This is a genomic window from Citrobacter sp. Ce129 (genome assembly GCF_030334545.1).
Lineage (GTDB): Bacteria > Pseudomonadota > Gammaproteobacteria > Enterobacterales > Enterobacteriaceae > Citrobacter > Citrobacter europaeus.
The window spans coordinates 1-260 of sequence record NZ_JAOWDS010000041.1; the positions used below are offsets into that span (position 1 = coordinate 1).

At 59.2% G+C, this 260-nt stretch carries 1 protein-coding gene; it reads right to left on the reverse strand.

Annotated elements, in window-relative coordinates:
• Positions 1–260, reverse strand: a 260-nt coding sequence (locus tag OGV77_RS00875) for a DUF6708 domain-containing protein (protein WP_353655757.1), incomplete at both ends; no start/stop codon positions are given.

Consider the following 260-nt stretch of genomic DNA (forward strand, 5'->3'; position numbering starts at 1 on the left):
CGGTGCTGCATATAGTGACAGCAGTAGCACCACAGCTCGCGCAGCGCCTCTTTATCCCCCACCGTCCACGTCAGCGCAAATCGCTCCCGGACATGGCTGGTTCCCGGCTGGCACACCGCACCGTGCAGCTGGTAACCCTGGTGAGAACGCCCGGCTTCATAGGTGATTTCTCTGCGCACGTCATCCCAGTTAAACACCCGGACCTCCACCGGCCAGTCTATCCACGGATTCCAGCTGCTGCGGTGATGTTCGTAAATATA